Source organism: Sphingopyxis sp. SE2 (genome assembly GCF_032227185.1).
Classification (GTDB): Bacteria; Pseudomonadota; Alphaproteobacteria; order Sphingomonadales; family Sphingomonadaceae; genus Sphingopyxis.
Genome location: NZ_JAPMXW010000002.1, coordinates 210,003 through 231,308 on the forward strand (window position 1 = coordinate 210,003; position 21,306 = coordinate 231,308).

Sequence of the window (21,306 nt, forward strand, 5' to 3'; positions counted from 1 at the left end):
GCTCAGCCGAGCCTCGCCAGGCGTCCACCATCAACGTTCAGGACTGCGCCGTTCGTGAAGCCCGCGGCATCGCTACAGAGGTAGAGGATCGCTTCAGCAATGTGTTCGGGCTTGCCGACGTCAGCCGGGTCGATCTTCTCCTTCCCCGACTTGACATTCGGGTTCTCCCAAAGCATCGGCGTGTCGACTGCACCGAGCCGCACGGCGTTCACGCGAATGCCTCGATCTCGTAACTCGACCGACAGCCCCCGCGTGAATGCCTCCAAGGCTCCTTTGGAGGAGGCGTATGGCACGACGTTCGGAGTGGTAGCCGCCGCATGCACCGACGCACGTTCACGATCGCGCCGTGCTCGCTCATGTGCGGCAGCGCAAACTTCGTGAAGAGGAACGGCCCCTTAAGGTTCACCTCGAGCACCTTGTCCCAATCGTCCTCCTCGAGATCGGCGATCGGATCGAACGTCATCATGGCGGCATTGTTGACGAGGGTGTCAATCCGCCCCCAGCGGTCCACGGCCGCCTGCACGACCTTCCGGACCTCAGCGGACCTCGACACATCGGCGGCGACGAAGCCGGCCTCTCCGCCGACGTCGGGTGAGGTTCCGTCGTGGAGCGCCGCGATGATCGCCTTGCCCTCCTTCTCGCCTCTTCCTGTGAAGAGCACCTTTGCGCCCTCACGGAAGAAAAGCTCGGCCGTCGCTTGGCCAATGCCTGACGTCGAACCAGTGACTATGGCCACCTTGTCCCTGAGGCGTGTTGAGCCTGCCGAGGGGTATTCCCCCGGCTGAGCGAGGGGGCCATAATCAGCAAAGGTCATCTCCTCTTAGCTCCTCGCGAAGTGCGTTTTCAGGAGCTGCTTTGCGCGATCGGCACATTCCCGCTGCATGCGCTGCGTCTCCTCGAAGAAGCTCGTCAGCTCCTGGTTTCCTTCGCGCCGTGCATCCTCGAGATACTGATTGCAGGTTTCAGCGCCCTGGAGGCAGTGATAAGTGACGCTGATCAGGTTGTAGGTGGTGTCGCGGGTTCCGGTCTCGCCTGAGTTCGTAGCCATTCAACTTCTCCTCTCTCAAAAAATCTATTTTGCCTGCCGAGGGCTTACTTGGCTGTGGCCGGCGCGAGCTCACGATCCGACCTTGTCGTTGCTGGTTCTGTTGCCGGACCGCATTCCTCGCTCGTGTCCAGCATGTGGAAGATGTTCGAGGCGGCTGTGGGGAAGGCCGACATAAAACGGTCCATCTCGGTGGCGGTGAGCCCCAGGCGGATTGCCAAAGCAAACATGTTGATGAGGTGCTCGGTGTCCGGACCGATCAGGTGTGCCCCGAGTATGCGTTTGCTGCTATTCTCGATGAGAACCTTGTAGGCAGCCGTGTCCTCCTGGAGATGCCGACTAACCTGCCAGTCTGCGATGTCTTGGTGGTTCACCCGGAAAGCTAGCCCTTTGGCCCGCGCTTGGTCCTCCGTTAGCCCTACCGACGTGATCGGCGGAATCGTGAACGCAACGCTTGGCACGCCGGTATAGTCAGGAACATGGCTCGGAGGCCCAGATCCAAGGAGGTTCGCCGCCACGATCTCCGCATCGTGCGAGGCCACAGGGGTCAGCGCCGGGCCACGATTTGCCGCGTCGCCAGCTGCGTAGACGGAGGGGTTGCTTGTACTTTGGAGGTGGGGCGTCAACCGGAAGCGAGTGCCCTCAGTCGCCACGTTTCCGGTCTCGAGATCCAGCCCGGCAAGAGCCGGTATACGGCCGGCGGCTTGAACGGCAATCTCGCATTCAAAGCTGCGACTGCCGCCATTCTCGGTCTCGGCATGCACAAGGAGCCGGCGCTCCCCAGCCCGTTCAATGCCAACCACCTTCGTCCGCGTATGGACTTCGATGCCCAACCGCCGGGATTTGGCCGATGCTGTTGATAAAGTCTGCATTTGACAGAAGCGGACGGTGCCGGCGAGCGGCGGCACTCTTCTTCAGGCCATTGCTGGCGGCGGCATGGGGATGATCTTGGCCATTTTGCGGAGGTTTTGGGCTGCTGCTGCGAGGTGGAACTCGTCGCGGGCGCCATTGGGGCCGCGTAAGCGCAGCCGGTCGAGCCGGAGGATGCGTTTGAGGTGCGCGAAGAGCATCTCGACCTTCTTGCGTTCGCGCCGTGAGGTGATCCATTCGTCTTCTTGGGCGATCACCCGGGCAAGGTCGCGGGCGCCTTCGTGCACGGATCGCATGATCTTTCGTGCCTCAGCGCCCGGACAGCATCGCGGTTTGAGCGCGCAGGCATCACAGTCGAGCTTGCTGGCTCGGTAGCGATAAAAGCCATCGGCAGGAGGGCTGTCCCGCTTCACCGCATCGCTGCGACGGGCACGCCTCAGTGGCTTGCCTCCCGGACAGTCATACTGATCGCGATCATGGTCGAACACGAAGGCCGCTCGCTCGAAGATACCATCTGATCGGGAGGAGTGGTCGAACACCGGGATATGCGGCTCGATATCGCGTTCGTTCACAAGCCAGGCGAGCATGTCGGCCGAGCCATAGCCGGTGTCGCCGATCAGCTTGCGCGGCCAGAGCCCGAGGTCGTCATGCACGCGCGCGATCATCCGCTTGGCCGCGGTGACCTCGGCCTGGCGCAACGCGGTGCTCGCCTCGACATCGACGATCACCGCATGGTCGACGTCGATCAGATAGTTGGTCGCATAGCAGAACTCGGCGCGGCCGCCGTGCGCCGAGGTGTAGCGCGACGCGGGATCCGATGGCGATATACGGGGCGGAACCGCCTGGCTCGCAGCACCGAACGCCGCATCGTCGAGCACCGCCAGATACTCATCGACCGCGCGCGTCGACAGCTCCGCGGGCAAGCCCTCTTCACCACTGTGGAAGGTCTGGCGGTTGGCCTCTGCCCGGATCAGGCTCGCATCGACCGCAAAGCCTTCGCCGCCGACTAGACCTTCGGCCATGCAACGCGATACCGTCATCTCGAACAGCTTGCGGAGCAAATCGCTGTCGCGGAAGCGGCCATGCCGGTTCTTCGAGAAGGTCGAGTGATCGGGCACCGCACCATCGAGCCCCAACCGGCAGAACCAGCGATAGGCGAGGTTCAGGTGCACCTCTTCGCACAGCCGACGCTCCGAACGGATCCCCATGCAATAGCCGATGATCAGCATCCGGATCATCAGCTCCGGATCGATCGATGGTCGACCCGTCTCGCTATAATAAGGCCGAAGGTGTTCCCGGATATCGCCCAGGTCCACGAACCGGTCGATCGATCGCAACAGGTGATCTGCCGGTACATGATCCTCGAGGCTGAAGCTGTAAAACAGCGCCTCCTGCATCACCGTCCGCTCACCCATCATCTGAAAAATCTCCCGATCTTGGAGATTCTGAATCAGGACTGCGCCATCACTGCAAGAGGGACTTTTTCAACAGCATCGGCCACCAGGCGCTCGACCATGTCGCGGTCGAACGAAGCGAGCGGCTCGAAAGCCTCGAGGATCACCGGCTTGGCGCCAACCCGCACCGCCGTATGCGCAAACTCAAAGCCGATATAGCCGCCGCCGACGAGCAACATCGAGCTCGGCAGGCTGTCCATCTCAAGGTACGCATCGCTCGAAATCAGGTGCTCTGCGCCCGGTATGTCGAGCGGAGCCGACTCTGCGCCCACGGCGATTAGGATGTGGTCCGCGTCCAGGCGAGTGTCGCCCACGCCTATCGAATTCGGACCTAAAAAGCGGGCGTGGCCATGGAAGCAATCGATCCCAGCCTCACGGAAGATCCTCTCCCGTTTCTCGGGTACCGGGTCGGTGAACTGGTGCTTGAAGCTCATCATGCGCCCCCAGTTGAGCGAGAGCTGCTTAGCACCGTCGATCCCCGGTCTTTCGAGCCGGCGCGCTCGATCACATGCCTCCGCGACGCTCCACATTGCTTTTTTCGGATCGCAGCCGCGCAGCGGGCAGGTGCCTCCGAAGGGCTTGTCGTCAATCACAGCGACGCTCCAGCCGGCGCGGCGGCACGTGAGTGCCACCTTCTTCGCGGCGGTTCCGGTTCCTATCGCAACGAGGTCATAGCGAGACACAAGGGCCTCCGAGTGCGACTTGCGCAATATTGAAGGGAGCGCAGGTTACCCTCAACGTCACAGCATGTATCCCACGTCGGACGCGCCTGTCGGGTAGGCGAACATAGTGCTCTTGATCTGGTCCGCCGTGATCCCATGCCGCATAGCCAAGCCGAACAGGTTGATGACCTCGTCCACGTGCGGACCGACCAAATGAGCACCGATGATGAGGTTCGTCTCCTCCTCAACCATGACTTTGTAGCCGTAGACGCTCTCGGCGACTCGCCTGGCGGTGTACCAGGTGGAGGCCCGCTCGGACTTCATGGTGAACTTCAACCCCTTCGCGCGAGCTTCGTCCTCGCCGAGGCCGACCGACGCGATCGGAGGGAGCGTGAACGCTACACTGGGAATGGCGCGATAGTCGGGGCAATGCTTGTTGCCGTTGAGCAGATTGCCGACGACGACCTTTGCGTCGTGGCTCGAGACCGGTGTCAGCGGCGGGCCTGTTCCTGCCGCATCGCCAGCCGCATAGACTGCCGGGTTGGAGACGCTCTGAAGATGCTCGTTTAGCTTCAGGCGGCCACGTTCGTCCCGCTCCACCTCGGCAGCTTCCAGCCCAAGCGATTCTAGGTCCGAAATCCGTCCAGCGGCATGGACCACCAAATCGGCATCGACGGTGGCGCTTTGTCCGTCCTTCGTGCGAACACGAATCGTGTACCCGTCGCTCGTCTTCTCAACGGCCTCGACTGAATGACCAAGTCGGACTTCGATCCCTGCAGCCTCGAAGCTTTCCATAAGCCACCCAACGAGATCCCCGTCAAACTGTGGGAGGATACGCTCGCCGCGCTGCAGCACCGTTACCTTTGACCCGGCGCGAGCGGCGATGTTGGAGAATTCGGAGGCTATATATCCCCCGCCCACCATGACAATTCGGCGGGGTAGCTCATCAAGCTCCAAGAAGCCTTCATTGTCCATGAGATGCTCTTCGCCGGGGAAGCCAAGCGGCACCGGTCGAGCCCCGGTCGCTATAAGGATGTTCCTTGCCTCGATTGGTCCGCTTCTTTCAAGCTCCACCGTGTTTGGGCCTGCGAAGCGGGCGTGCTCATGGAACGTGTAGACGCCCTTTTCAGCGTAGTTCTTCTCCTGCTTGCCCGGCACAGGTCCAGTGAAGGTTCGCTTGAACTCCATCAGATCTCGCCACTCGATGTGAGCGCCGTCGGTGGCGACACCGCGACCTCGCATCCGCCGAATGTCGTCCATCACCTGTGCGCCGGTGATCAGCATCTTCTTCGGGTCGCACCCCCTAAGTGCGCACGTCCCTCCGAACGGACGATAATCTACAACAGCCACCTTCTTTCCCGCGGCTGCCATGCGATTGGCGGCGACCATGGCAGCTGTCCCGCTGCCGATGACGATAAGGTCGTACGATTGCGCCATGTCACCACCTTCTTCTCGTTGGACGGCATTGTGTCCGTCGTCAGAACATTTGGCACAACTCGCGGCGTAAATTAGCGGAGTGCGGGCCTCGTCCTGGGGTTAATGTTAGGCGGCGAGCTTGCGGTGTTGCAAGCGCCGATATTCGATGGTCTGTCGCTTGATCCTTTCGCGCTGTTTGATGATTGCCGAAGCCCTGCCGAAGTAGGCGTCGGCGGGTGTCACGTTGTTCAGGCTCTCATGGTAGCGCTGGTTGTTGTAGTGCTCGACGAACGCCTCGATCCGAGCCTCGAGATCGCCGGGCAGGAAGTAGTTTTCCAGCAGGATGCGGTTTTTGAGGGTCTGGTGCCAGCGTTCGATCTTGCCCTGCGTTTGCGGATGCATCGGAGCGCCGCGGACATGGCTCATGTTTTGAGCTTCGATATATTCGGCCAGCTCGCCGGCGATGTAGCTGGGACCATTGTCGCTAAGCAGCCTGGGCTTGTGCTGCACGGTGGCGCTGTCGCAGCCTGACGCCGCGAGCGCCATGTCCAGCGTGTCGGTGACGTCCTCGGCCCGCATGTTGGTACACAGCTTCCAGGCGATGATGTAGCGCGAGAAGTCGTCGAGCACGGTCGACAGATACATCCAGCCCCAACCGATGATCTTGAAGTAGGTGAAGTCGGTCTGCCACATCTCGTTCACCCGCGTGGTCTTGGTGTGGAACTGATCGGCCGCCTTGATCACGACATAGGCAGGGCTGGTGATCAGGTCATGGGCCTTCAACAGCCGGTAAACCGTGGCTTCGGACACGAAGTAGCGCTTCTCGTCGGTGAAGCGCACCGCCAGTTCGCGCGGTGACAGCTCGCTGTAATCCAGCGCCAGTTCGATGATCTGGTCATGGATGTCAGGCGGGATACGGTTCCACACCCTGCTCGGCGCCGATGGTCGATCTTCCAGCGCCTCCGGACCGCCTTCGAGGAAGCGATCATACCAGCGGTAGAACGTCCGGCGGGCGATGCCGAGCTGGTCCAGCGTGTGCTTGGCGGGCAGGTGCGACTGCTCGACGATCCGGATGATCTCGAGCTTCTCCGATGCAGGGTACCTCATTCGTCGTCGCCCCCATCCGCGATCATGCTTTTTTTAAGTAGGCGGTTTTCCAGGGTGAGGTCGGCCACGCATTCCTTCAATGCCCGGGCTTCGCGGCGCAGGTCCTGGACCTCGCCGGTGGTCGCGGCACGGGCGGTGTCGCCGGCCAGGCGGCGCTTGCCAGCTTCCATGAACTCCTTCGACCAGGTGTAATAAAGGCTCTGCGCGATACCTTCCTTGCGGCACAGCTCGGCGATGCTGTCTTCCCCGCGCAGGCCATCCAACACGATGCGGATCTTGTCCTCGGCCGAAAAGTGGCGCCGGGTCTGCCGCCGGATGTCCTTCACTACCCGCTCTGCGGAGGCCTTGGCGGGCGATTTTACATTGGAGGATCTGGGCTTCATCTTCGTTCCTTCGTCACTACGACGAAGCCCAGATCCTCCTTAAATCACAACCTCAAATCTGTGCCATTGGTGCTGACGGCGGACAGGCATTGTACCAGTGGGTCGCTTGTCTGGGGGGATCAGGCGGAAGCACGTCGCCACTTGCTGGGAGGAGCGAGCAAATCCCAGATCGCCACGACGAACATCAGTGCTAGGCCTGGATAGAGCAGCCACTCTGTTGGCCACCCAAAGCTCACCATCAACAGGGCGGCCGCTAACACAAGCACCGGTCCGGTCACGCCAAGTGCCATTCTCCCCCAATGCCGATGCCGGAAGCCGGCAAAGACATTTGCCAGAAGAGCAATCATGGCGAACAACGGAAGCAGGTAACGAATGAGCATGCCCTCGTACTGGACGAGGAAGCCGAGTCCAATCGCGGCACCTAGGCTCCCCAAGGCCGGGAAACACGCGGCGCAGCCCATTGCTGCTATGACAGCACCTAAGAAACCTGCCTTATCAGCGGTGCGCGTGAGAGTGTGTTGGGACGTCGCCCCGTCTGTTCCTTCGCCGATCAGCACGTTAGCCGCCCATCATCACGGTTCGCATCATGCCTTTCGCGTCCATGTTCGGCATGGGCATCATGTGCCCCTTGTTTACGGCAATCTGATGGTAGGCGACGTGCCACCGTTCCGCCCGATGCCACGCACGGACGAAGGCTGCGCGAACCTCGGTGTTCTGACTCATCGCCGCAAAGGTGTTCCAGAGCACCATGAACCCATGAGTGTCAAACCAGTGGGCAATTGATATCATCCGGTCCGTAGTCGCATTCGTCTCGACCGCAGGCACCTGGTCCGGGAGCGTCGCTTCATCCAACGGTGCCGGCAACATGTAGCCGCCATCCTCCAGAATCTTCTTCATCTCGTGGAGGTTCGGGAAGCAAACGTCATCCATGTAGATGCGGATCGCCTCCTTCAGATCAGGATCTTTCGCAGCCGCGATGTGAAGGTTGCACTGGCCGATGCACACGTACTCGCGCAGAAACCCCATCACGACAGAGACGAACTCACTTGCGCTAAGGGAGCCGTTGCCCTGGTTGGCCTGAGTGTACAGCCGCTCCGGGAAATCGCTGAACGCGGTTCGCCCAAGCGGCTCGTTGATCTCTGCACGGTCGATAACATCGGCGATATCAGACATTAGGCTTCTCCTGGTGGGGTGCTGAAAAGTCGTGATCACGGGCCGGGCAGCGCGTCGAGTTACCGGGGCGGGTGGCGCAGCCCTTTCTCAGGTACCAAACGAAGGCAACTACACCCAAGACCGCCAAAATCCCGCCGATCACGGGCCAAGAGGGAAACAGGGTGGCGAGGGAGACGCCGGACAGCAGCAGCAGCGGCAATCCGCAACAGAGGACGTGGAACGCGCTCAACAGTAGGATGGTGAACCCCATGGGGGGCTTGGCGCTGAAGTCCGTGTTGTCCGAGGGATCGACCTCATTTCGTTGCGCATCCACGGGGGCGGTCCCTCATCAGTTACCCGAATAACCGAGTGGACGTCCGGTGGGTTCCGACGGCTAACAAATGGACCTGATATAGCTCCAGGTTTTTTTCGTGCCTTTCTGTTCTTGATTATTCAGGCTCGCTTCTCAGAAGAAGGCGAGAGTACTAATGAGCGATTAAGAAGTGAGGTTCGATGTCCTATCCCAATCGAAGAACGCCTGTTCTTAATTCTTTCTAGGCGCGTTATTGGCCGTCGCGCCGCATGGGAAGAAAAGCCTTGCATCTGTAGCGGCTACAGGCGGTAGTCGCCCGTCAGAGGTGATTCGAATTGGTGGGGCAGGCGAGGATGCAGCGCCACTCCTCTAGCTCCCATGGCTTCTCGGATGTTGTCGCGCCGTAAGCTGTCTCGGCGAACCGCTCGACCCCATCCAAAATCGGAACTTTCATAGCTGAAGGATTGAAAATGCGCCTTGTTGTACGGCTCCTTAGTGCGGCCTCATTGCTTGTCGCCGCCGGCTCTGCGTTTGCAGCCGAACGGACGGTGACGTTCACGAGTGAAAAGATCGGCTCCGCCTCCTGTGAGAACAGCGTGGAAACTGCCTTGGGCCTCGTGCCTGGGGTGAGCAAGGTCGATGCATCACGTGAAACTAAGACGATCGTCGTGACCTACGACGATGTAAAGACGTCGCCCGAGGCGCTCCAGGCTGCCTCTGCAAAGGTAGGCTACCCGGCCCGACTGCAGTCCGCGCCGAAGGCGGACTAGCCGATGCGACCGGGCGGGCTTGAGCCGAACTTCACGCTCGCCCTGGCTGCCTGTGGGCTCGGACCCGTTGTTCTCCGCGCGTGCGTCGACCGTGCCATCCGAAGTCCCGAGATCTTGCGATGCGCTACGAGCATCTCCGCAGCAGTCGATAAAAGCTCATGAGACGTATCGAGAATGAGTTGAGATCCCTCATGATAGCGGCACAAGAAGGCGATGGAGGCGCTTTCAAGAGGCTGCTTCAGAGCCTCCGGCGTCCGCTTTGGGGCTATGTCGCAGGGCAGCTGACCTGCCTGGGTCACAATGGAAGTGAGGCGGAAGACATCCTGCAGGAGGTTCTGATCGCCATCCACAAACATCGCCACACTTATGATCCTGCGCAGAGGTTTACGCCGTGGGCCTACGGCATCGCTCGATATAAGCTCTTGGACCATTTAAGGCGGAGCAGAGCGGCCATGGCCGCTCTGCCGCTCGAGACGGCTGGAGAAATGGCCACCGAGGACTATCTCGGGGCTCTTGAGAGCAGGGTTGATGCTGAGCGGTTGCTTGCCATCCTTCCCGTACATAGCCGGCGGGCGATGAAAGAAGTAAAGCTCGATGGCCTGAGCATCGCCGAAAGCGCTCAAGGGCACGGGATTTCGGAGGCCGCTATGAAGGTCAGAATACATCGCGGGTTAAAGGCTATGGCGGCTGCCCTGAAGCTGGAAAGTTAGAAATGCAGACGAGCGAACTGATAGAAAAGCTTAGCTCTGAGCTAAGACCGGTCGATCGACGGATCGTTCCACATGTCATGCTAGCTGCCCTCGGCATCGGAACCCTCCTCGCTGTTGCGACAGTCTGCTTGGCTTACGGTGTGTCGCTGGATCTCGACCACTCCGATGACCTCGGTTTGCTCGTGTTGAAGCTGGTTTTCACCGGCAGTATTGTTCTGATCACTTTCTCTGCCCTCCTCAAATTGGCGCGCCCAGGTCAAGCAAATCGGATGGGGGTAGCCTTGGTCTTTGTTCCTTTCGTTGTGATCGCTCTTCTTGCTGCTCCAAACTTGATGTCCGTTCCAGATGCTTGGCGGAACGGAGCCACTATCGGCCGTGCCTGGCCGGAGTGTTTGTTGCTGATACCCGCTATCGCGACAGTGCCATTCGCCCTGATGATCTGGGCGCTACGGAAGGCAGCGCCGACACATCTGAAACGTGCGGGTGCCGTGGCTGGATTCTTGGCAGGTGGTGTAAGCGCCAGTGCCTATGCTCTCTCCTGCCGAGATGCATCACTCGCGTTCGTGGCATGTTGGTACACCAGCGCTATAGCGATCTGCGCCGTCTTAGGCGCTTTGCTTGGGCCGCGCCTCCTCCGCTGGTGATTGCCTAGGGCTGGTGAGCAGCAGACGTCTCTCCGCCTCCGTTTGCATAATTTGCCAGATCTCACATGAGTCCCCGTAGAGCAGCGAAGAGGGGGAGCGCCGTGACTTCAAGCGGGTTCAGCCGCAGTGGCTTTACCGATGCTTTTTTTGTCATCGCTGTAACCTTTGTCCGGTTCGCAGCGAATTATGAGTAAGAGCCACCGGCGTTTGTCCCTCGCGCTTGCGGGCGGGCCCGGTCAGCGACCGTTTTCGAGGACAGGAGATTAATTTAGTGTCTGAGTTTGAACAGGCGAGCTTGCTTCGCCCGCAGCTTGATATCAGGAGCCGCAAAGTTGGAGGGCAGAAGCTGCTGGCCGTGGGGGGGCTTGTTGCCGCTCTCGGTGCGGCGTCCTGTTGCGTCCTGCCCCTGGCGCTTCTGACGCTTGGGGTCGGAGGCGCATGGATGGGCAACCTGACTGCGCTCGCACCTTACGAACCCTTTTTCATGGGTGCGGCCGTCGTAATCCTCGCGTTCGCTTTCTGGCGTGTATACCGGAGCCCGGCAAACTGCGCCGATGGGAGCGCATGCTCCGAGCCCCGCTCAACCGGAATGACAAAGGCCGCACTTTGGGCGGCAACGCTGCTCGTGATCGCTGCAGCCGCATTCCCTTACGTTGCGCCTTATCTTTAACAGATTAGCTTCACTCACTTACCTCAGGAGGACCAACACCATGAAAACTGTAATTCGCACCGTTTTGACTGCTGCTGCTGTCATGGGCGTCACTAGTGGCGCGCTTGCCGCACCACGTACGGCTACTCTGCAGATCAAGAATGTCAGCTGCGTAACCTGCGTTCCGATCGTCAAACGAACTCTCTCCCGCGTTTCGGGCGTTACCAAGGTGGCGGTGGTGGAGAAAGCCGGGATAGCCACGGCGACGGTTAGCTTCGACGATGCAAAGGTCGCCCCGGCTGCACTGGCTGCTGCTGCGTCCGAGGCCGGTTACCCGGCCGTTGTGAAGGGCGTCAGATAACGAGGGCAACGACATCGGAAGGCTGAGCTCCTCCGTTCCGCGCGGGTTCCCGGTGCCTATCGTGCTGATTGTGGGCCCGCGCACTCCGGATGCAGCCCAGCTTCCGATCTTGCTTCAGGCTTTGTTCGTCCCCCCGTCCCGTGCGGATGGCGGAGACAATCCTGAACCTGAGCGAATGAAAAGGGCAGTACTATGATGAGAAACTCGCTGGTTGCGTTCGCCCTCGTGGCGCTCGGTTTCCTTTCGGCTTCACCAGGCTATGCTCAAGAGGGCAGGTCGCGCACGAATAAAGAAAGCGTGAGCTTGTTCCAAGTGCCGTGGCAATGCCCGGCAGCTCCTGAAATTGCATGTGGCGGCGTGGCGAAGCCCATTCTTCTGGAGCTAGAGCGCGACCCGAACATCTCGCAAGCCTGGGTCAATCGGAAGGGAACGGTGCTGGCCGTTGTTGGACGGGAGCGCTCCACCCGTCAATCTCGAGGCAAGGTCGTGCAGGCGCTTCTTCTGGAGATCTTCGAGAAGAAGGTCGCGAAGGAGTTAAAGGGCACCGCTCGGGAGGAGGAACTCACCCGTTTCCTTTCAGCCGATGGCTGGTACCGAGGCGCTGACGCGGACAGTCTCAGCAGCGAGGAAGCGGACATCATCGGCGCACGCTTGGTGCGTAGGATCCAAGCTCGGACCGCCTTGTCGGATGAGCAGGCCCGAGCGCTTGAAAGCGGCTTTGCCAAGGTGTTCAAAGGCCAATTCATCCAAAGTCCGGGAGTATTCGGCGCAGCCGGAAAAGGACCAATCGACCAGAAGCAGCGCAACGAGCAACTCCTGAAGGTCGCGCGAGAGCATCTCGACGCGGGCGGTCTGACTGCCTTCCATGAGGCGATCGCAAAAGGGCATCGGCCTTTAGCCGGCGAGAAATGAAGGCTTGGGACGGTTGCGGAGCTGATTTTCCCGACCCACAGGCACAACAACTACCTGCGAGGAAACTTCGACATGGACAGGCTTCACCAGAACTCCAGTGCGAACGTGACTAGCCGCAGTATTGGCCAGCTCGGAGTAGCGGCAGATCATTTGTCGCATGCCCAGTTGGACCTGCCTTCACCAATTGTGAGATTCCACCGCGCGATCCTTCGGCGGTTTGCCGAGAGCGGTCTTGCTCCGACGGTAGGGGATTTGGGTATCGAAGCCGCCAAGCTGGGGCTGAGCGCTGGGGCTGCGCTCGAAACCTTGGAAGCCCGCGATCTAATTACCCGAGACACGGCGACGGGGGCGATCAAGAGCGCGTATCCTTTCTCTGCCAAGCCCACCCGACATCGGGTAAGGATCTCCGGCGGCAATGCCGTTTATGCGATGTGCGCTGTCGATGCGCTCGGAATTCCTTATATGCTGGCCAGAGACGCGACGATCGAGTCTGAGGATCCAATTAACGGCAGCTCGATCCGCATCGATGTTCGGGAGGGGGAGGCGGTGTGGACACCGTCAAGCACGGTGGTGTTTGCCGGATCGAACGGCGCAGACGGCTCGATTGCGCAGACCTGCTGCGTCGTCGTCAACTTTTTCAGCTCTGCGGAGACAGCCGAGGCCTTCCAGCGAGCGCGACCGGAGGTCGAAGGTAGCGTGTTATCGCAAGCGGAAGCCTTGGATCTTGGTCGAAAGGTTTTCAGCGGTCTGCTAAGCGAAAGTTTCTGAAGCGCTCGGGGCGCAGCCCTTCCTAATAGTCGAGAGTTGGCGGGCAATCAAATTCGCCCTCTGCAACATCGGAAGCATAGTTCGGAGCCAGGGCGCAGCCCGTAAATCACTTTGGGCCTTGGTGAAGTAGAGTCCTGTTGCCACGTCTCTAAGGCCGGCCTGGCAAGCAGATCAGAGTTTCGTCTCCTCATGATCGCCGTCGAGCGCCTGGGAGCTGTTTGGCAGATCGTGTCCCATCTGCTCCGCCTTCGTGCGTAGGTAAAACGCATTCTCTCGCCTTGCTTCGGCGAACACTGGCACCCGTTCAACGACTCGGATCCCGCACTTCTCCAAAGCTTCGACTTTGCCTGGATTATTCGTCATCAATCTAACTGATCGAACCTCCAACTGCCGGAGGATCTCAGCGCCCGGACGAAAGCCCCTTTCGTCGGGCCGAAATCCCAAGGCGATGTTCGCCGCGACGGTATCCAGACCCGCATGGTCCTGAAGATTGTAGGCTTTGAGCTTATTTGCCAAGCCGATGCCACGGCCCTCTTGTCGGAGGTAGACAACAACGCCGCGTCCCTCTGCCTGGATCTTTTGGAGGGAAAGCCGGAGTTGATCTCCGCAATCGCAGCGCAGCGATCCAAACAGGTCACCTGTGATGCATTCGGAGTGTACCCGAACGAGGACCTTCTCGGCGTCCGCCACGATACCTCTGACCATAGCGACGTGTTCGATGTCGGTGCCGCGCTCCCGAAAAAGGAGCATCTCAAACAAGCCGAAGGGCGTCGGGATCTGAGCGCGCTCTACAAAGGTGCTTTGTGAAGTAAGCTCATCGTCAGGTGAGGGGCAGAATCTGGCGCCCGGTTTCATGTCAAATTACCTCCAGTGATTGAGGCGACAATGCGAACTGAGATTCTTCACAGCTACCGCCTCGCTAGGCTGCTCTCGCACCCATGAAGGCACGGCATGCGTCCTTTAGGAGCTACAGATGCCAGCTCTTTTTTTTGTAAATGGCGAGTTCCACGACCCTTGTTCGTGATCCGCTGTCTGGAGCCTAGAGGACGAGCGATCCCGCGCCCCCTAAGACGTTCTTTTTTCCTTGAACATGCGATCAATAAGCGGGCAGTCGGGTGACTTGTCCGTGTCGCATGTGCTCACCATTTCCGAGAGAACTGTCTCCATCCCCCGGAGATCAGCTATCTTGGTCTGCACGTTAGCCAGATGCGTTGCCGCTAGATCCCGGACCTCGGCACATGGACGGTCACGCTCGTCAACAAGCTGAAGCAAGGCTCTTACCTCGGACAGTGTGAAACCGAGCGCACGTGCCGTCATAACGAAGGAAAGCCGCTTGAGGTGTCCGCTACCATAGAGGCGGTGCCCACCGTCCGAGCGAGCCGGAAGGGGCAGCATGCCGGCCTTTTCATAGTAGCGGATCGTCTCGATATTGCAGCCGGTTTGTCTGGCCAAAACACCTATCGTGAAGCGCGGCGCCAGATCGCAGAGAATTTTTTTGTCTACCATGCGTTTAGGCCTTGTTTCTGTAGCTCCTACAGATCCTATATGGGGGAAGTGCAACTAACAATGCAAGCGGATGAACGTAGCGCCTAGCGTGCGGTCTCCGCCTCGCGCTTGGAGGTGAGATATGAAAAAATTGATTTATTTCGGTGCCTCTGCGACTTTGTTGGCAGCGGCAGCTGCCGCCTTATCTGGAGGACCGCCGACTGCAGGATCGGTGCCTTCGCAAGCGACGCATGCCTCAGCCGGGCAGCGGGTAGCTACACTGAGCGTGGTCAACGTTGGATGCATCACTTGCGCACCGGTAGTGACGCAGGCCCTTAGTGCAGTCCCTGGCGTCTCTGCCGTTTCGGTCACAGAGGGTTTTGGTGCATCGGCTAGCGCCCGGGTCGTTTACGATCCAAAAAAGGTCACTCCTGCTGCACTGGCTGCGGCTGCCACGAACGCTGGCTATCCCACGGAAGTGGTCCAGAGCTAGGCACCGAGCGGTTCTAAGGCGGTGTGCATCTGACATGACTTGTCGGACTAGAACATTCATTGCGGTTGCGGCCGCTACCCGTAGAGAAGGAATTACCAGTGAGCGACTGCTGCGCCTCGAACTCAGAACAAACATCTCGCTACGATCTGGCGGTCGTAGGAAACGGGTCCGCCGGCTTCTCGGCTGCCATTACCGCAGCTGAGCAGGGCGCTCAGGTGGCGCTGATTGGTCATGGGACTATCGGCGGCACTTGCGTCAATGTCGGGTGCGTTCCTTCCAAAGCGATGATCCGAGCGACGGAAGCCGTTCATCACGCGAACGTAGCGAGCTCGAAGTTTGCGGGTGTTGAGGCATCAGGAGCCGTGGTCGACTGGGAGGCCCTCGTTCGTCAGAAGGACGTTCTGGTGACATCCCTGCGTGAGGCCAAGTACGCGAATCTTCTGCCCTCGTACAACAACGTCGCCTACATCGAAGGTCGGGCGAAGCTCGCACCTGAAGGCGTGGAGGTCGATGGCCGTCTCGTCTCGGCAGGCAAGGTGATTATCGCCACCGGGACACGTCCGGCTGTTCCTGCCATTCCGGGCATGACAGAGGTGCCATACCTTACCAGCACGACGGTGCTCGAACTAGAACGGCTCCCGAAATCTCTGCTCGTGCTGGGCGGCGGCTATATCGGAGTAGAGCTGGCGCAGACGCTCGCACGGGCCGGCGTCGAGGTCACGATCATCTTCCGCTCGCGTCTTCTCCCTGAGGCTGAGCCTGAGATTGGCATTGCACTGCAAGGCTACTTCGCCGACGAGGCAATCAAGACCGTTGGCGGTGTGTCCTACCGCGCCATTCGTCAGGTCGGCAGCAGCATCGAGCTCGATGTCGAGCAAGCCGGTCGCGATGTCACCCTACGCGCGGAGCAGGTGCTGATCACCACCGGCCGCACGCCCAACGTGGAGGGTCTTGGGCTGGAGGCATTGGGGATCGAGACGAACCCCGGCGGTAGCATCAAAGTCGATGATCGCCTTCGAACTACCCGGCCAGGCTTCTATGCCGCCGGCGATGTCACCGGGCGCGACCAGTTCGTATACATGGCGGCTTATGGCGCGAAGCTCGCCGCCAAGAACGCGCTCAACAGCGACAGCTTAGTCTACGACAACCGAGCCATGCCGGCGGTGGTTTTCTCCGATCCTCAGGTCGGCAGCGTCGGCCTCACCGAAGCTCAGGCGAGGGCCGCTGGCATGCAGGTCCGGACGTCCATCGTCACGCTAGACCATGTTCCACGCGCTCTCGCGGCAAGGGATACAAGAGGGCTGATCAAGCTCGTTGCCGATGGACAGAGCAGAAAGCTGTTGGGGGCCCACATTCTCGCGCCGGAGGGCGCCGATAGTATCCAGACTGCGGCCATGGCCATCCGGTGCGGCCTCACGATCGACGACCTGGCGGAAACGATCTTCCCGTACCTTACAACCGTCGAGGGGCTGAAGCTGGCTGCTCAGACCTTCGACAAGGATGTCAGCAAACTCTCCTGCTGCGCGGGTTGATTGACGGAAAATAGCTCTTGGATCTGGAGTTGCTCCAGGTGGTATCGTCCTTGTTTGAGTGGGTGAATGGTTCAGAAGATGATCATCGAGACGGCCGAATCTGAGGGCGGCACCAATGGTGTGCCAAGCGGCCGCACTTGGCTCGCGATTGCTGGAGGGGCGCTAGGCGCCGTCGCCGCAGCCTCCTGCTGCGTGGTGCCGTTGGCCCTGTTTACGTTGGGGATCAGCGGCGCCTGGATTGGCAACCTCACCGCACTTGCTCCGTACCAGCCGATCTTCGTTGCGCTCGCTGCCCCCGCTCTCATCTATGGCTTTGTGCGGGTTTACCGCTCGCCAGCGAGGAAGTGCGACAATGGAACCTACTGCGGGAGCCCTTCCTCGACACGAGTTCTGAAGGTCTCGCTGTGGGTGACAACGTTTCTAGTAATTGCAGCCGTCGCATTCCCGTACGCCGCTGTCCAATTCATCGAATAACGAGGAAACTCCTATGAAGATCATCAACATCTGCTTCCTGTCGGCTGTTGCTCTTTCCGCCACTCCCGCCTTGGCGGCCGATCGAAGCGTCACGCTGGCCGTCGATAATTTGTCTTGTGTGACCTGCGTCCCCACGGTGAAGAAGAGCCTCAGCAACGTGCCCGGCGTGAAGCGCGTCGACGTCTCGGCAAAGGCCAGAAGCGCGACGGTCGTTTTTGACGACAAAGCTACGACCGTAGCAGCCCTTATCAGCGCTACGACCAACGCTGGATATCCTTCCCGCCCGAAGCTCTGAGGAAAATCTAGAGGTCTCCAGCTTGTCTTTCCCGCCGCAGAACTTCATGCAATGCAGCGTCAGCAACATGCGGTTCCCTTCTCGTCCGTTCTCATAACCCGAATCGGAACAGATTGGGAACAGGCAACTCGGATTCTTGCCCCGCACACGCGGGTGCGCCTAAGGTCGCGTCCATTCGGCAGCGTAAGTGTAGGGAAAGGCTCGGTTCTCCGCGTGGCGAAGCTAGGAAGCCGAGACGTGAGAAGGCTCTATGTCAGCCATCATGACTAACGACGTTCGCGAGCGTCAAATGACGAACGAGCGCCCGATGGGCGGGGAGGTCACAGCATGCCGAATGGAAGAACGCGAGGACGGGCGCTTTGTCACCTACTTCACCCTCTCTTGGCTGCCCCGCGAGAGGCTCCTGATCGTCCAAAAGTCCCCAAAGGACCGCCCGCGTGCGCGGGTCTGGGCCAACGCTACGCTTGGCCTGCGACATATCCGCGATGTCCTCTGGTACGATGGGCCGGTCACGTTCACGACGGTCCGCCAACGCCCCGATGCCGACGAACCTGCATGGGCACGAATTCACCGCGAAGCCTCTTCCCGAACTCCTTAATGGTCACGAACGGCAGGTGCCTCAGCGGCCCCGCTCTTTCTGTTGAGGTGGGGTCGTCCGTCCCCGATCGGGAACTCGGCCGATGTCCGCATCCAGGGCACCGCCCATCTTGATGCGGTCGGCGACGAGCTGGCGTGTCGAATCGCCGATCGTGTTGACCATGCGGGCGCTCTCTCCCCGGTCCTGGGCCGTCTTTATGGCGGCGTCGACGATCGCCTGGGCGGGCGCGAGACGCGGGTCGGCGTTGTTGGGGTCGGTTCCGGCTGAGGGCGAAATGACACCCTAAGCGAAATAGCTCGAATGATGGGTAGCTGGCATCAAGATTATATGTGGTATCGCGCGCCGGCAGCCATAGTGACTGACGGCAGCATCATGAGGCGGGCTACTTACGGTATCCCACCACAATGCGGACACCGGGGGCTTTCTCGCTCCCAGTCGTCGCTAGCTGTACGACGTGACCTTTGGGAAACCAGTACGCGGGTATCGCCTTACCGTTCTCGATTTTGCGGTCTGTGTTTAGAGCGCTGTCCAGCTCGTCGGCGATCCCGCTAATAGCAGGAACATCCGGAACATTCGTCATGATGGCGCAGATCGGCGTCGAAGCAGTGGCTTGGTGGATAAGAAGGAGGCTACCCTTAGAGAACATCGGGACAGGGACCGCCACCGGCTTTCCGCCGTCAGAGGCTGACACCGCGCTCCACCCATCCTGCTTGAGTTTTTCAACATCCACACCATCGCTTTGGACCGCCGCGAGGCAAGACTGAACGCCGCTTATTATCTCAGAGCCTGCCCCAAAAGTTGTTGAGCAATACCAGTATGTTGTGATTCAGTCCGTCCTGCGAGAGATGGAGTGATCAATGACATGGACTGGTATTGCCCGGCAGGAGCATAGCCGGAAAGGATTGCGCTATTCCAGCGATATGACGGACCGGGAGTGGGAATTGGCGGCACCGTTCATCCCGCCAGCCAAGCGCGGAGGTCGTCGTCGGACGACAGATATGCGCGAAGTAGTGAATGCCTTGCTTTACATAGCAGCCAGCGGCTGCGCTTGGCGGCTTCTGCCCAAATGCTTTCCGCCGGTCTCGACTGTGCAGCGCTATTTCTACGCTTGGCGCAACACCGGTTTGCTCGAAGCCATGAACACGATGCTGGTGTTGAACCTGCGCGAGATCGAAGGGCGCGAAGCCTCGCCGAGCGCCGGTGTGATCGACAGCCAGTCAGTTAAAACCACCGAAAGCGGCGGCCCTTGCGGGTATGACGCGGGCAAGAAGATCAAGGGCCGCAAGCGGCATATCCTGACCGACACCTGCGGCTTTCTCATCTTTATCCTCGTCCACACCGCCGACATCCAGGACCGCGACGGTGCCGTCGATGTCCTAAAGGCCGTGCGGAAACGCTTCCCGTGGCTGCGGCATGTTTTTGCCGATGGGGGCTATGCCGGCAACAAGCTCCGTACTGCCCTTGCCGGATCAGGGGCTTGGACGATCGAGATCATAAAGCGTTCGGACAAGGCGAAGGGCTTCCAGGTTCTCCCGCGGCGGTGGGTCGTCGAACGCACCTTCGCATGGCTTGGCCGATGCCGCCGCCTCGCCAAGGATTGGGAAACTACCATCGAATCCTCCACGGCATGGATAACGATAGCCTCCATCCGCATGCTCACCCGCAGAACTGCAAGGTATTGCTACGCTTGAGAAACTTCTGAGTCAGGCACTCAGGCGTTGCCGATGGAGAAAGGGAGGCGGCTGATGCAGGGGAGACCATCAGGCTGACGAATAAGCAGGCAGACAATATTCTCACGGCGGCACCTTCGGCACTCAAAACTGACGAAGATGTAGCATGCTGCACAAGATCATCAATGTCACGTCCGGGGCGCTTGATGCCCTTCACGGTTCCTCCAGATGTCGATCAAATGTCAGTGAGATCCTCAGGGTACATCCCACCGCGCTGGCAGAAGAGAGCCCATGTTTCCTTCCCCTGTGCGGTTACGATCATGCGAACCGGTAAATCGACTGCGAGCGCGATAAGGCCGAGGCGGACAAGCGGGCCAATGCTCCTATCGCTGATCACCCTGTCAGGGGTGTACCCTCCTGCCACGAGTGTCCATCCGGGCGTTCCGCGTTCGGTAATAGCCGGAGCGAGATGGCCGTCACGTGGGAGATCGGTATCGCGGCCCAGGGTGTATAGGCAGATACTCCAGAAGGCATCTCGCGGTCGTGGTGGGATCAACGCCCATTCCAGCGGGCCGGCATCATCCTGTTCGGGCGCTTGAACGGCTGCGGCCGGGTCGTCCCGGACTCCATCGCGGTACGCGCGCTCTAGCGCCTGCGCGATGGCGCCAGCAGTGTCGACGGCGATCCCGTACTTCCGATTGTAGCGATCCTTGGCGACAATGCCTCGGGCGATTTCGCGAAACCGCGCCTTGCGCCGGGGATCGGGACGCAGCCGTCCAGACGCCCCGGTCATGTCGTCACCGTGACATCAGGGCTCACGTTACCCCGTGCGCGAGCCACGATCCCGGCGACCGTGTTCTTGCTGAGTCCCAGGTCGCGAGCGATCCAGCGATAGCTCCGCCCCTCAGCGATATGCGCCAACACTTTGGGCGCGAGGCGGTCCGACTTGGGTCGCTCCCCCAGTTGCCGGCCGAGTTTGCGGCCACGTGCCCGCGCTGCAGCAAGGCCAGAGCGGACCCGCTCGCTCAGCATGTCGCGCTCGAACTGGGCTATACCTGCGAGCATCGTCGCCATCATCCGCCCATGCGGCGTATCGACCTCGAACGTCATGCCGCTCATCGCGACCACCGACACGCGCCAGCCCGACAGCCGGTTGAGTGTATCGAGCAGGTCCTGGGTCGAACGCCCCCAGCGACTGAGTTCGGTAACGAGGATCGCATCGATATGGCGTGCCTGCGCCAGCTTCATCACCTCAGCCCGCGCCGAACGGTTGGCCTTCATGCCCGACGCGGTTTCGCGGAAGACCTCGACCACTTCATAGCCGCCACGCTCGGCAAAGCCGGCCAGGTCGCGGAGCTGCCGTTCGCACGACTGGTCGGCTGTCGAAACCCTGGCGTAGATGGCGGCGCGCTGTCCCAATTGAACCCTTCTGGAATTAGGCCTCGAAAAGCCTTGATTTGCGTGGGGTCAGTGTTGTCCAAAACAGACTTCTGTTCAATGGGGACAAGCCGTGCATGCCGAGACGCCATATCCTCAGCGCCCG

The 21,306-nt window shown here is 60.2% G+C and carries 26 protein-coding genes and 1 pseudogene; 12 read left to right on the plus strand and 15 right to left on the minus strand.

Features of this window, described 5'->3' with window-relative positions; all coding sequences use genetic code 11:
• Window positions 1-2: 2 nt before the first annotated feature.
• The 10 genes and pseudogenes from OVY29_RS21645 to OVY29_RS21690 all read right to left on the minus strand — a co-directional run bounded on the left by OVY29_RS21645 (window position 3) and on the right by OVY29_RS21690 (window position 8,423).
• A pseudogene (locus tag OVY29_RS21645) lies at window positions 3-814 on the minus strand (SDR family NAD(P)-dependent oxidoreductase).
• A 6-nt stretch (window positions 815-820) separates the two neighbouring features.
• Window positions 821-1,048, minus strand: a complete 228-nt coding sequence (locus OVY29_RS21650; RefSeq protein WP_037515906.1) for a hypothetical protein — start codon at window positions 1,046-1,048, stop codon at window positions 821-823.
• A 44-nt stretch (window positions 1,049-1,092) separates the two neighbouring features.
• Window positions 1,093-1,953 (minus strand): FAD-dependent oxidoreductase, encoded by an 861-nt coding sequence (locus tag OVY29_RS21655; RefSeq protein ID WP_081940595.1) that lies wholly within the window; start codon window positions 1,951-1,953, stop codon window positions 1,093-1,095.
• A gap of 6 nt (window positions 1,954-1,959) precedes the next feature.
• On the minus strand, window positions 1,960-3,333 hold the full coding sequence (locus tag OVY29_RS21660) for an IS1182 family transposase (RefSeq protein ID WP_037515904.1): 1,374 nt from the start codon (window positions 3,331-3,333) through the stop codon (window positions 1,960-1,962).
• Window positions 3,334-3,365: 32 nt separating this feature from the next.
• Entirely contained in the window at window positions 3,366-4,052 is a 687-nt protein-coding gene (locus OVY29_RS21665) for an FAD-dependent oxidoreductase (protein ID WP_052187596.1), read from the minus strand.
• A gap of 57 nt (window positions 4,053-4,109) precedes the next feature.
• Complete coding sequence (locus OVY29_RS21670; RefSeq protein ID WP_037515898.1) at window positions 4,110-5,468, minus strand: dihydrolipoyl dehydrogenase family protein; 1,359 nt, start codon at window positions 5,466-5,468, stop codon at window positions 4,110-4,112.
• Window positions 5,469-5,573: 105 nt separating this feature from the next.
• Window positions 5,574-6,937 (minus strand): IS3 family transposase gene (locus tag OVY29_RS21675; protein ID WP_409581491.1). Its coding sequence is split into 2 segments (ribosomal slippage): window positions 5,574-6,587 and window positions 6,590-6,937, totalling 1,362 coding nucleotides; the frame shifts between segments, so codons are not numbered across the junction.
• Between the two features lie 119 nt (window positions 6,938-7,056).
• A complete protein-coding gene (merC, locus tag OVY29_RS21680; protein ID WP_037513778.1) occupies window positions 7,057-7,488 on the minus strand; it encodes an organomercurial transporter MerC in 432 nt (143 codons plus the stop codon).
• Between the two features lie 7 nt (window positions 7,489-7,495).
• Entirely contained in the window at window positions 7,496-8,110 is a 615-nt protein-coding gene (locus OVY29_RS21685) for a hypothetical protein (protein ID WP_052187397.1), read from the minus strand.
• Complete coding sequence (locus tag OVY29_RS21690) at window positions 8,103-8,423, minus strand: hypothetical protein (protein WP_037513775.1); 321 nt, start codon at window positions 8,421-8,423, stop codon at window positions 8,103-8,105. The genes OVY29_RS21685 and OVY29_RS21690 overlap by 8 nt, the downstream gene beginning before the upstream one ends.
• Window positions 8,424-8,872: 449 nt before the next feature.
• Between OVY29_RS21690 and OVY29_RS21695 the strand changes: the two genes are divergently transcribed.
• The 7 genes from OVY29_RS21695 (at window position 8,873) to OVY29_RS21725 (ending at window position 13,216) form a co-directional block, all read left to right on the plus strand.
• Window positions 8,873-9,172 (plus strand): heavy-metal-associated domain-containing protein, encoded by a 300-nt coding sequence (locus OVY29_RS21695; RefSeq protein ID WP_037515623.1) that lies wholly within the window; start codon window positions 8,873-8,875, stop codon window positions 9,170-9,172.
• Between the two features lie 158 nt (window positions 9,173-9,330).
• Window positions 9,331-9,882: a sigma-70 family RNA polymerase sigma factor gene (locus tag OVY29_RS21700; RefSeq protein WP_037515622.1), complete on the plus strand. Its 552-nt coding sequence runs from the start codon at window positions 9,331-9,333 to the stop codon at window positions 9,880-9,882.
• Between the two features lie 2 nt (window positions 9,883-9,884).
• Window positions 9,885-10,526, plus strand: coding sequence for an NrsF family protein (locus OVY29_RS21705; RefSeq protein ID WP_037515620.1), 642 nt, complete (start codon window positions 9,885-9,887; stop codon window positions 10,524-10,526).
• A 355-nt stretch (window positions 10,527-10,881) separates the two neighbouring features.
• The gene (locus tag OVY29_RS21710; RefSeq protein WP_235212034.1) at window positions 10,882-11,196 is read left to right on the plus strand and encodes a mercuric transporter MerT family protein; all 315 of its coding nucleotides are present in this window, start codon (window positions 10,882-10,884) and stop codon (window positions 11,194-11,196) included.
• Between the two features lie 40 nt (window positions 11,197-11,236).
• Window positions 11,237-11,536, plus strand: a complete 300-nt coding sequence (locus OVY29_RS21715; RefSeq protein WP_313912225.1) for a cation transporter — start codon at window positions 11,237-11,239, stop codon at window positions 11,534-11,536.
• Window positions 11,537-11,728: 192 nt separating this feature from the next.
• Window positions 11,729-12,448, plus strand: a complete 720-nt coding sequence (locus tag OVY29_RS21720) for a hypothetical protein (RefSeq protein ID WP_313912226.1) — start codon at window positions 11,729-11,731, stop codon at window positions 12,446-12,448.
• Window positions 12,449-12,520: 72 nt separating this feature from the next.
• The gene (locus OVY29_RS21725) at window positions 12,521-13,216 is read left to right on the plus strand and encodes an alkylmercury lyase family protein (protein ID WP_313912227.1); all 696 of its coding nucleotides are present in this window, start codon (window positions 12,521-12,523) and stop codon (window positions 13,214-13,216) included.
• Between the two features lie 171 nt (window positions 13,217-13,387).
• Here the strand turns inward: OVY29_RS21725 and ribA are convergent, their stop codons facing one another.
• Together ribA and OVY29_RS21735 are read right to left on the minus strand one after the other, a co-directional pair.
• Window positions 13,388-14,071 (minus strand): GTP cyclohydrolase II, encoded by a 684-nt coding sequence (ribA, locus tag OVY29_RS21730; RefSeq protein WP_313912228.1) that lies wholly within the window; start codon window positions 14,069-14,071, stop codon window positions 13,388-13,390.
• Window positions 14,072-14,281: 210 nt separating this feature from the next.
• Window positions 14,282-14,722: a helix-turn-helix domain-containing protein gene (locus OVY29_RS21735; protein ID WP_313912229.1), complete on the minus strand. Its 441-nt coding sequence runs from the start codon at window positions 14,720-14,722 to the stop codon at window positions 14,282-14,284.
• A 121-nt stretch (window positions 14,723-14,843) separates the two neighbouring features.
• Here OVY29_RS21735 and OVY29_RS21740 point away from each other — a divergent pair, with 121 nt between their 5' ends.
• The 4 genes from OVY29_RS21740 to OVY29_RS21755 all read left to right on the plus strand — a co-directional run bounded on the left by OVY29_RS21740 (window position 14,844) and on the right by OVY29_RS21755 (window position 17,495).
• Window positions 14,844-15,194: a cation transporter gene (locus OVY29_RS21740; RefSeq protein WP_313912230.1), complete on the plus strand. Its 351-nt coding sequence runs from the start codon at window positions 14,844-14,846 to the stop codon at window positions 15,192-15,194.
• A 98-nt stretch (window positions 15,195-15,292) separates the two neighbouring features.
• A complete protein-coding gene (gene merA / locus OVY29_RS21745; protein WP_313912231.1) occupies window positions 15,293-16,726 on the plus strand; it encodes a mercury(II) reductase in 1,434 nt (477 codons plus the stop codon).
• A 66-nt stretch (window positions 16,727-16,792) separates the two neighbouring features.
• Complete coding sequence (locus OVY29_RS21750) at window positions 16,793-17,200, plus strand: mercuric transporter MerT family protein (protein WP_162835121.1); 408 nt, start codon at window positions 16,793-16,795, stop codon at window positions 17,198-17,200.
• 13 nt (window positions 17,201-17,213) lie between these two features.
• The gene (locus tag OVY29_RS21755; protein ID WP_037515615.1) at window positions 17,214-17,495 is read left to right on the plus strand and encodes a cation transporter; all 282 of its coding nucleotides are present in this window, start codon (window positions 17,214-17,216) and stop codon (window positions 17,493-17,495) included.
• 619 nt (window positions 17,496-18,114) lie between these two features.
• Here the strand turns inward: OVY29_RS21755 and OVY29_RS21760 are convergent.
• Window positions 18,115-18,255 (minus strand): hypothetical protein, encoded by a 141-nt coding sequence (locus OVY29_RS21760; RefSeq protein ID WP_200878449.1) that lies wholly within the window; start codon window positions 18,253-18,255, stop codon window positions 18,115-18,117.
• A gap of 695 nt (window positions 18,256-18,950) precedes the next feature.
• Here OVY29_RS21760 and OVY29_RS21765 point away from each other — a divergent pair.
• Window positions 18,951-19,784, plus strand: a complete 834-nt coding sequence (locus tag OVY29_RS21765) for an IS5 family transposase (RefSeq protein WP_037517694.1) — start codon at window positions 18,951-18,953, stop codon at window positions 19,782-19,784.
• Window positions 19,785-19,998: 214 nt separating this feature from the next.
• Here OVY29_RS21765 and OVY29_RS21770 read toward each other — a convergent pair whose 3' ends face one another.
• Together OVY29_RS21770 and OVY29_RS21775 are read right to left on the minus strand one after the other, a co-directional pair.
• Window positions 19,999-20,556: a hypothetical protein gene (locus OVY29_RS21770; protein WP_004213004.1), complete on the minus strand. Its 558-nt coding sequence runs from the start codon at window positions 20,554-20,556 to the stop codon at window positions 19,999-20,001.
• A complete protein-coding gene (locus tag OVY29_RS21775; RefSeq protein ID WP_004213007.1) occupies window positions 20,553-21,182 on the minus strand; it encodes a recombinase family protein in 630 nt (209 codons plus the stop codon). The genes OVY29_RS21770 and OVY29_RS21775 overlap by 4 nt, the downstream gene beginning before the upstream one ends.
• Window positions 21,183-21,306: the final 124 nt, after the last annotated feature.